The organism is Sinomonas sp. G460-2 (assembly GCF_047759905.1).
Lineage (GTDB): Bacteria > Actinomycetota > Actinomycetes > Actinomycetales > Micrococcaceae > Sinomonas.
In genome coordinates this window covers 1-8,996 of the sequence record NZ_JBKZWT010000139.1, presented here as the reverse complement: position 1 = coordinate 8,996, position 8,996 = coordinate 1, and the positions used below count along the sequence as shown (strand labels likewise).

At 67.4% G+C, this 8,996-nt stretch carries 7 protein-coding genes; 3 read left to right on the top strand and 4 right to left on the bottom strand.

Going from position 1 to position 8,996, the window contains the following annotated elements; translation table 11 throughout:
- The coding region (locus tag ACLN58_RS13305) for an HAD-IC family P-type ATPase (RefSeq protein WP_415855742.1) at positions 1-1,307 on the bottom strand (1,307 nt) is incomplete at its 3' end.
- The gene (gene kdpA / locus ACLN58_RS13300) at positions 1,304-2,944 is read right to left on the bottom strand and encodes a potassium-transporting ATPase subunit KdpA (RefSeq protein ID WP_415855741.1); all 1,641 of its coding nucleotides are present in this window, start codon (positions 2,942-2,944) and stop codon (positions 1,304-1,306) included. The genes ACLN58_RS13305 and kdpA, both read right to left, overlap by 4 nt.
- Before the next feature lie 393 nt (positions 2,945-3,337).
- Here kdpA and ACLN58_RS13295 point away from each other — a divergent pair, with 393 nt between their 5' ends.
- The gene (locus ACLN58_RS13295; protein WP_415855740.1) at positions 3,338-5,314 is read left to right on the top strand and encodes an amino acid transporter; all 1,977 of its coding nucleotides are present in this window, start codon (positions 3,338-3,340) and stop codon (positions 5,312-5,314) included.
- 45 nt (positions 5,315-5,359) lie between these two features.
- On the opposite strand, the gene ACLN58_RS13290 is transcribed toward ACLN58_RS13295, so the two are convergent.
- Positions 5,360-6,727, bottom strand: coding sequence for a DUF2254 domain-containing protein (locus tag ACLN58_RS13290; RefSeq protein ID WP_415855739.1), 1,368 nt, complete (start codon positions 6,725-6,727; stop codon positions 5,360-5,362).
- Positions 6,728-6,891: 164 nt separating this feature from the next.
- On the opposite strand from ACLN58_RS13290, the gene ACLN58_RS13285 reads away from it, so the two are divergent.
- Positions 6,892-7,566 (top strand): response regulator, encoded by a 675-nt coding sequence (locus ACLN58_RS13285; RefSeq protein ID WP_415855738.1) that lies wholly within the window; start codon positions 6,892-6,894, stop codon positions 7,564-7,566.
- Between the two features lie 22 nt (positions 7,567-7,588).
- A complete protein-coding gene (locus tag ACLN58_RS13280) occupies positions 7,589-8,497 on the top strand; it encodes an SDR family oxidoreductase (protein WP_415855737.1) in 909 nt (302 codons plus the stop codon).
- Positions 8,498-8,590: 93 nt separating this feature from the next.
- Here the strand turns inward: ACLN58_RS13280 and ACLN58_RS13275 are convergent.
- Positions 8,591-8,996: ATP-dependent helicase C-terminal domain-containing protein (locus ACLN58_RS13275; RefSeq protein WP_415855736.1), on the bottom strand; the 406-nt coding region annotated here is incomplete at its 5' end.

The following is an 8,996-nucleotide window of genomic DNA, read 5'->3' as shown; positions in this document are numbered from 1 at the left end:
CCGACGGCGGTCGCCGCGCCCTTGCGGTACAGGCGCCGGCCGTCGTCGAGGCCGCTCATGCGGGTGACGGCCGTGAACTGGACCGCGGTGACGTGGCCGCCGCGCAGCCGCGTGAGCTCGGCGAGATCGGGTCCGTCCGAGCCGTTTTCCAGGGCGAGGTCCACGATCGAGCGGCCCTCGGGCGTCTCGTCCGCCAGGGACGAGAGCCGGGCGGCCTCAATGAACTCGGCCTCGGACACTCCGGGGACAGGGAGGAAGTCGACCGCGCGGCGGTTGCCGAACGTGATCGTGCCTGTCTTGTCCAGCAGGAGCGTCGTGATGTCGCCGGCGGTTTCGACGGCCCGACCGCTCGTCGCGAGCACATTGTGCTGCACGAGCCGGTCCATGCCGGCGATGCCGATAGCGGGCACGAGCGCGCCGATGGTCGTCGGGATGAGGCAGACGAGCAGGGCTACGAGCACGACGGGCGAGGGGATGCTGCCGGCCAGATTCGCGAACGGCACCAGCGCGACCGTGACCGCGAGGAACACGATCGTGAGGGCCACGAGGAGCACGTGCAGGGCGATCTCGTTCGGCGTCTTCTGCCGCTCCGCGCCCTCGACGAGCGCGATCATGCGGTCGATGAAGGTCTGCCCGGGGTCGGCCGTGATCCGCACGACGACCCGGTCGGAGATGACCTTCGTCCCACCGGTCACGGCCGAGCGGTCGCCACCCGATTCCCGAACCACAGGAGCGGACTCGCCCGTGATCGCCGATTCGTCGACCATCGCGAGGCCATCCACGATCTCGCCGTCGGACGGGATGACGTCTCCGGCCTCGCAGACCACGAGATCGCCCTTCCGGAGATCCGGGGCGGGGACGCTCTCCTCGAGGGGACCGTTGAGCCGGCGGGCTACGAGACCCTGGCGGCCCGCGCGGAGGCTCTCCGCCTGTGCCTTGCCGCGGCCCTCGGCGAGCGCCTCGGAGAAGTTCGCGAACAGGACCGTCAGGAGGAGCCAGAGGGTGATGACGACGCTGAAGACGACGTCAGGGCTCGACTGGGCAATCTGCACGGCACACGCGATGGCCGAGACGACCGTGCCGATGAGCACGGTGAACATGACCGGCGAGTGCCTCATCTGGCGCGGGTCGAGCTTGACGAACGATTCCGGGATGGCGTCCAGGATGAGCTTGCGGTTGAAGGCTTTCCGGCGCTTGTAGGCGTGCCCGGAAAGCTCCGTCACGCGGGGCGCGGACACGTGGCCCGGAGCGCCGTACGGCGGGTTGGGCTGTGAGGGTGCGCCCTGCTGTGTGGGGGTGGTCGTCACCGGAAGGTTCCTTCCGCAATCGGTCCCAGTGCGAGCGCCGGGAAGTAGTTCAGGGATGTGAAGAGGATGGTCACGGTGCCGAGGAGACCCGCGAAGAGCGGCCCGTACGTCGGGAGCGTTCCGGGCGACGCTGGGACAGGGTCCTGCGCGACGAAGCAGCCCGCGAGGGCCAGGACCAGGACCATCGGCAGCACCCTGCCGAGGAACATCGCGACGTCAATCAGGGATGACGTGATCGGGTCCGACGACGCGATGCCTGCGAAGGCCGACCCGTTGTTGTTCGCGGCGGACGTGAACGCATACAGCAGCTCACTGAATTGGTGCGGTCCCTGCGCGGGTGCTTGGGCGACGACGGCCGGGATCAGGACGGCCGCCCCCGTGAGCACGAGCACGAGGACCGGGGTCACGAGGAGGTAGAGCGCCGCGAGCGTCATGTGCCGGGCCTGGATCTTCTTGCCGAGATACTCGGGCGTGCGGCCCACCATGAGGCCGCCGAGGAACACCGCGACGATGGCGAGCACGAGCATGCCGTACAGGCCAGACCCCACGCCGCCAGGGGCGATTTCGCCGAGCATCATGTCGAACATCGCCATGCCCCCCGCGAGGGGCGGGAGCGAATCGTGCGCGGCGTCGACGGCGCCTGTTGACGTGAGGGTGGTAGCCGTCGCGAAGATGCCGCTCGCCGCGGGCCCGAGCCGTTGCTCGAGGCCCTCGCCCAGATCGGGTGCTGCCGCGATGGCCCACGCCATGAGGCTTGTGGTGATGAGCCACAGCGCGGCCATGACCGTGAGGATCGTGTAGCCCTGCTTGCGGCTGCCGACCATGCGGCCGAACGTGTAGGGCAGGGCGAAAGGGATCATCAAGAGGAGGAAGACCTCGAAGATGTTCGTGAACGCGTTCGGGTTCTCAAAGGGATGGGCTGAGTTGGCATTGAAGTAGCCGCCGCCGTTGGTCCCCATGATCTTGATGGCCTCTTGGCTCGCGACCGGGCCGCCGGGGATCGTCTGCGACGCGCCGGTCAGCGCGTTGTGGACGTCCGTCGACCAGAAGTTCTGGACGATGCCGGCGACGATGAGAACTGCTGCGGCGATCGCCGCGAGCGGCAGGAGCACGCGGAAGATGATCCGCGTCATGTCGACCCAGAAGTTGCCGAGCGAGTCCGTGCCCTTCCGGGCGAAGCCGCGGATGAGCGCGAAGACGACCGCGATGCCGATCGCCGCGGAGACGAAGTTCTGTACCGCAAGGAAGGCCATCTGGATCACGAAACCCACGGTCGACTCGGGTGTGTACGCCTGCCAGTTCGTGTTGGTGATAAACGAGATGGCCGTGTTCATAGCCACCCACGGATCGACCCCGTCGATCTGCCCACCCGACAGCAGCGGCTGGAGGCGCTGAGCGACGAAGAGGACTAGAACGCCCGCGACGGAAAGGGCGACCATGCTTCGGGCGTAGGCCTTCCATGTCTGGGAGCTGTCGGCTCCCACGCCGGCGGCCTTGTAGATCCAGCGCTCGTAGCGCAGATGGCGTTCACCGTCCGCGACCCTGGCGAGGTAGGCGCCCAAAGGACGCTGCACCGCGCCGAGGGCCAGGATCAAGATGGCCATCTGAGTGATGAAGGAGAGGAAGCTGAACTGCATGGCTCACTTGCCTCCCGGGCGGAACAGCTGGTCCACGAGGTAGACACAGAGGACGAGAGCGAGGAGGCCCAGGGCCGTCCACGCGAGAACGGCGGCGCTCACTTCCCGTCCACCAGCTTCGCGAGGGCGGACGTGCACCACATCACGAGGCCCGCGAGCACAAGAAAGATCGCCACGACGGCCACATCGGCCATGACATACCCCTTCCACGGCCGCTCCCTGCGGCCTGTGGAATCAGTCAAACGCCGGGTTTGTGCACGTAAGGGGGTCTTGATTCTTTCCTAGCGCCCTATGCCTCATTCCTTGCAAGATCTTTGCGCAAGCACCGTCCGCGCCGGTGCTACTGTCGCCTCGACTGGGAATATCAGGATGACGACATCCGGAAGGTCTCTGATGACAGCCTTGAGCCAGCCACCCGCGCACCCGGCGTCGGGGAAGAACACAACCACTGGTTCCTTCAGGGCCTGGCTCCTGCACGACCTGCGTCAGACCCAGGCACTCCATCAGGGCCCCCACGCCGTACCGCGTGGCGACGAGAAGAAGCACTCCTGGTGGAGGGTGATGTGCCTGACTGGCGTGGATCTGTTCTCGTCGCTCGGCTACGCGCCGGCGATCGCCGTCGTCGCGGCCGGTGCGCTCTCGCCACTGGCCACCGTCTTGCTGGTGGCCGTGATGTTGCTCGGCGCGCTCCCCGTATACCGGAGGGTTTCGGTCGAGAGCCACAGCGGCTCGGGTTCGATTGCGATGCTCGAACGCCTGCTTCCGCGCTGGGGCGGCAAGTTCTTCGTGCTTGCCCTGATCGGCTTCGCCGCCACGGACTTCGTGATCACCATGACCCTGTCCGCAGCAGACGCCGCAGCGCATTTGATCGCGAACCCGCTCTTGCCCGGCTGGCTCCAGGGTCAGAACCTCGCCGTCACCCTGTTCCTGCTCGCCCTACTGGGCGCCGTGTTCCTGCGCGGGTTCAGGGAGGCGATCGGCGTTGCCGTCGTGTTGGTCGGAATCTACCTGGCTCTCAACGCAGTCCTCGTCGTCGCCACCCTCGCCGAGGCGTTTGCCCACCCGATCCAGGTGAACGACTGGTGGCAGGCGATGCTCACATCGCAGGGAAATCCGATCCTCATGTTCGCCGTTGCCTTCTTGGTCTTTCCCAAGCTCGCCCTCGGCATGTCGGGTTTCGAGACCGGCGTGGCCGTCATGCCGCAGATCCGCGGCGATTCGAGCGACACGGAGGAGGACCCCGCTGGCCGTATCAGGGGCACGAAGCGGTTGCTGACGGCCGCCGCCGTCATCATGAGCACTTTCCTCGTCACGACGAGCTTCACCACTGTGGTGCTCGTCCCCGAGCAGGACTTCCAGCCGGGCGGCCCGGCCGACGGGCGCGCACTCGCTCTCCAGGCCCACGAGTACTTGGGCGTTGTTTTCGGCAGCGCCTACGACCTGAGCACGATCGCCATCCTCTGGTTCGCGGGTGCCTCGGCCATGGCAGGCCTGCTGAACCTCGTGCCCCGCTACCTGCCGCGCTACGGCATGGCCCCCCAGTGGACGAAGGCGACGCGGCCGCTTGTGCTCGTGTTCACCGGTGTCGGGTTCCTTGTCACCCTCATCTTCGCAGCGAGTGTCGATGCCCAGAGCGGCGCCTATGCGACCGGTGTCCTGGTCCTGATGACCTCGGCCGCAGTGGCTGTCACGCTCTCGGCTCGGCGACAGGGCCAGCGCGGGCTCACGGTCGGCTTCGGGATCATCGCCGCGGTCTTTATCTATACGACGCTCACGAACATGGTCGAACGTCCGGAGGGCCTCCAGATTGCGGCCATCTTCATAGCGGCCATCATCGTCATCTCGCTCGTCTCTCGGGCCAAACGGTCCTTCGAACTGCACGCGACCAGCATTCAGCTTGATGAGAAGGCGCTCGAGTTCATCTCCGAGGCCGATGCGGGGCCTATCCACGTCGTCGCGCACGAGCCACAGGAGATCACGGGGGCGGCCTACCTCGACAAGCTCCAGTCCGTGAGCGAAGCGAGCCACCTTGCGCCGGACGAAGACGTCATCTTCCTCGAGGTCGTCATCGATGACTCGTCGGACTTCGAAACCGCCCTCGACGTGAAGGGGATCACCCGCCACGGCTACCGAGTCCTCGAAGTTCACGGCCCCGTGGTCCCCAACACGATCGCCTCGGTCCTCCTGCACATCCGTGACACAACCGGAACGATGCCGCACGTCTACTTCCGCTGGACCGAGGGCAATCCGGTGCTGAACCTGATGCGTTTCGTGTTCTTCGGCGAAGGGGAAATCGCCCCCGTCACCCGGGAGGTACTCCGGCAAGCCGTTCCCGACGTCACCCAGCGGCCCTGGGTCCACGTCGGTTAGACCCTCGAGGGATAGCGTGAAGGTCGAGAGTGCCGAGCCATTTCTTCACGCCGGCGGAGCCGGATAAGGCTTTGCGCTCCGGCCGTCACGCGCGTCGCGATAGCGGCCGCGTATGGCTTCGAGGTCTTCTGGGTCGGCGATGGTGGAGTCGCAGCCGCGCATGATCATGTCGGCCTGTCGATACAGGATGGCGCGCTGTGTGTCGTCCTGTGCGTAAGCCACGACCCGAGCGAGACCTTCGAGGAGTCGCATGGACACGGCCGTCATGCCGACACCGGCCTGGCGGACCTTGTCGTACGCCCGATTAACCATGCGTTCGTAACTCGGCGCCAGCTCGATGACTCTGATCGCCCCCGCCCGGTCGCGGTGGAGGCCATCCGGCAGTTCGCGCTCGGAAATGGTGCACAGCCCGTCTGCGAGCCAGTCGATGCACGTGAGTGCGGTGAACGTATCGTTGACCGCCGGCGAGAGGGCACGGATCGCGATCTCGACGAGCTGGTCGATGGCGAAGACCGCGTCCTGCTCGATAGTGCGGTGCGGTCCAGTAATGTGGGCCCGTGCCAGCGCGGGCAGGACAGCGTCGGCCGCTGACGGTGGCCAGACCCGCGCCAGCGGCAGACCACGGGTGATGAAGTGGCCGGGCCGATAGATCAGTTGCACGACTGCGCCGTGTCGTTCCACGATCTCGACCAGACGCGCGTGGCCGACGTACTGGAGATAGCCGCTCGTCGTGGCGACGACCTCGGCGCCTTCGGCGTCGAGGCGCGCGAGGAGTTCGGTGAGCGTACGTCCAGTGCCCAGATTCTCGGCACGGGACCGCCCACGCGCCGGGAACTGCAGGTCGATGGCCGTCGCCAGCGTGGACGCGATCGAGGAGATCACCGCTGGCAGCTGGATCAGCAGGGTGATGTGGTGGATGAAGTAGATCAACATCAACACGTTGACGAAGACCAGGGCCAGCGCGACCGTGACTGAGATCTGTGGCACGAACGTCACAGAACGGCTTCCGCCACCGATACTGCCAAGCGTGAGGATCGAATAGACGAACGTTGCGACGAAGGCGCCGAGTGTGAGCTGGGTGCCGAGGTCGCGAACGAAGTTGCGGAGCATCCGCGGCCCGAACTGCTGCGATGCAAGCGTCAGCGCAACGATGGTCACCGAGAACACCACACCGAGGACCGTGATGACGCCGGCCGCAAGGCCGGACAACAGCGTTCGGGCGCCATCCGCGCTCTCCAGCTGAATCCACGCCGGCAGGGTGATTCCAGCGTCGTAGACGTGTAGATCGAGCGCATAGGTGGCCGCGAAGAGCCCGATGATGGCGATCAGGAGCAAAGACGGTACGAACCACAGCGACGTGCGAAGGGCCTCACGACGCCACGGAGACACCCGCAGTGTCAGGACAGTTCGCATCGCCTACCCCATTCAACCTCTTCTTCTCAGCCAGCGCCCCAGGTCGAGACCTCGCACAGATCGTACCCCGACCGGGCGGGCCGTCGCAGGACGCAGCCCAAGCCCGGGAGTCCGCCCTCCGGATGCCGCTGTACGCTGGGCCGCGAGAGTAGGGAGTCCCTTTCATGAAGCGCGTTCTCGTGGTCGACGACGAGCCCCAACTGCTGCGCGCGTTGCAGATCAACCTGCGGGCAGAGGGGTACGCCGTGGCCGTCGCGGCCAACGGCGCCGAGGCGCTGCACCTCGCCGCCTCGAAGCCGCCCGACATCCTTGTGCTCGACCTCGGGCTCCCCGACATGGACGGCTCCGAGGTGATCCGTGGCATCCGCGGCTGGTCGGACATGCCGATCGTCGTCCTGTCGGCGCGGCACGGCTCGACGGACAAGGTCGAGGCGCTCGACGCCGGCGCCGACGATTACGTGACCAAGCCGTTCGGCCTCGACGAGCTGCTCGCGCGGCTGCGCGCCGTGGAACGCCGCTCCGCGCACGCCTCCCCAGGCGGCGTGATCGACACGGGCGATCTCCTCGTGGACCTCGGCGCAGCAACCGTGACGCGTGACGGCGAGCGCGTGCACCTCACACCACGCGAATGGGGCGTCCTGCAGATGCTCGTGGCCAACCGCGGCAAGCTCGTGACGCAGCGGCAACTCCTCCAGACCGTGTGGGGACCGGCGTACGGCGAAGAAACGCAGTACCTGCGCGTGTACATGGCGCAGCTGAGGCGCAAGCTTGAGAGTGACCCCGCCCATCCGCGGCACCTCCTCACAGAGGCCGGGCGGGGGTACCGGTTCGAAGAGTGATCCTTCAAGTAAAGGAGGAGCCATGAGCGAAGGCCCAGTACTGGCGGTCGGCGGAACGGGATGGCTCGGGGGCCAGGTGGTGGGCGCGCTGCAATCCCGCGGGAAAGCCGTCCGCGCGCTCGTGAGACCGGCGTCGGACGGCTCCGGGCTCGAGGCTCGAGGGGCCAAAGTCGTCCGGGGCGATCTCATGGACCCCGGCTCCCTCGATCGAGCGCTCGACGGCGTCGACGCGGTCGTCACCACCGCGGCCGGCTACACGCGTCACAGGAAGGGCGACACCGCCGAGATCGACGTCGTCGGGAACCGGAACTTGGCCGACGCGGCGGCCCGCGCCGGAGTGCGCCGGTTCGTCCTCACGAGCATCCTCACGTGCGACCAGACACCCCACGTCCCCCACTTCTGGAACAAGAAGCTCATGGAGGATCGGCTCGAGGAGCAGGGCGTGCCGTTCGTCGCGCTGCGCCCCGGTGCCTTCCTCGATCAGCTCGCGCGGTTCGGCGGCGATCCGTTCGAGAAGGGACGACTCTCCTGGTTCGGGGCGTCCGGCGTCCCGATGACCTTCGTGCTCACGGCCGATGTGGCCGCGTTCCTCGCGGCGGCCGTCGACGTCGACGTCGCCCCGGGTGCGCGGATCGACATCGGCTGGGACCGGCCCGTGAGCCTCCGGGACATCGCAGCCATCTCAAGCCGGCTCCTCGGGCGGCCGATCGGCGTCCGGTCCATTCCCGGCGGCGTCATCAGCGCGGCCGGGCGCCTTCTGGGCGGCGTCATGCCGATGGCACGGGATATGAACGCCATGACGGAGTGGTTCGGGTCGGGACGCTACGTGGCAGACACCACGCGGCAGCGCGAGGTCTTCGGCACCGTGCCCACGGCCGAGGACGCCATCACGCGCTTTCTCACTGCGCTCGGGCACCCGATCCAGGTGTGAATCGGGATTGAGCTTGGCCGTCGATTCCCACCCGGCGCCAATATTGACGCCGCCGCAATCAGTGACCAGGTCACGGTCCTGACCCGGGACCGCTCAGCCCATCCTCCGCTTCGTCTTCGCCGTCGCGACCGCGGCCCACGGGTCCTCGGGCCACGGGTGCTTGGGGTATCGCCCCCGCATCTCGGCCCGGACCTGGGCGTATGGCCCCGACCAGAAGGACGCGAGATCGTCCGTGACGGCGAGCGGCCGCCCGGCCGGCGAGAGCAGGTGGAACAGCACGGGCACGCGGCCGTCCACGAGACGCGGCGTCTCGGCCCAGCCGAAGCACTCCTGGAGCTTGACCGCGACAACCGGCCTCCCGCCGTCGTCTGTTCCCCCGTCCTCGACGGGCGGGTACTCGATGCGCACCCGGCTGCCGCTCGGCACCTCGAGCCGCTCGGGGGCGAGCGCCGAGAGCCGCGACGCCTCTGGCCACGGCAGGAGCCGCCGGAGCGGCTCG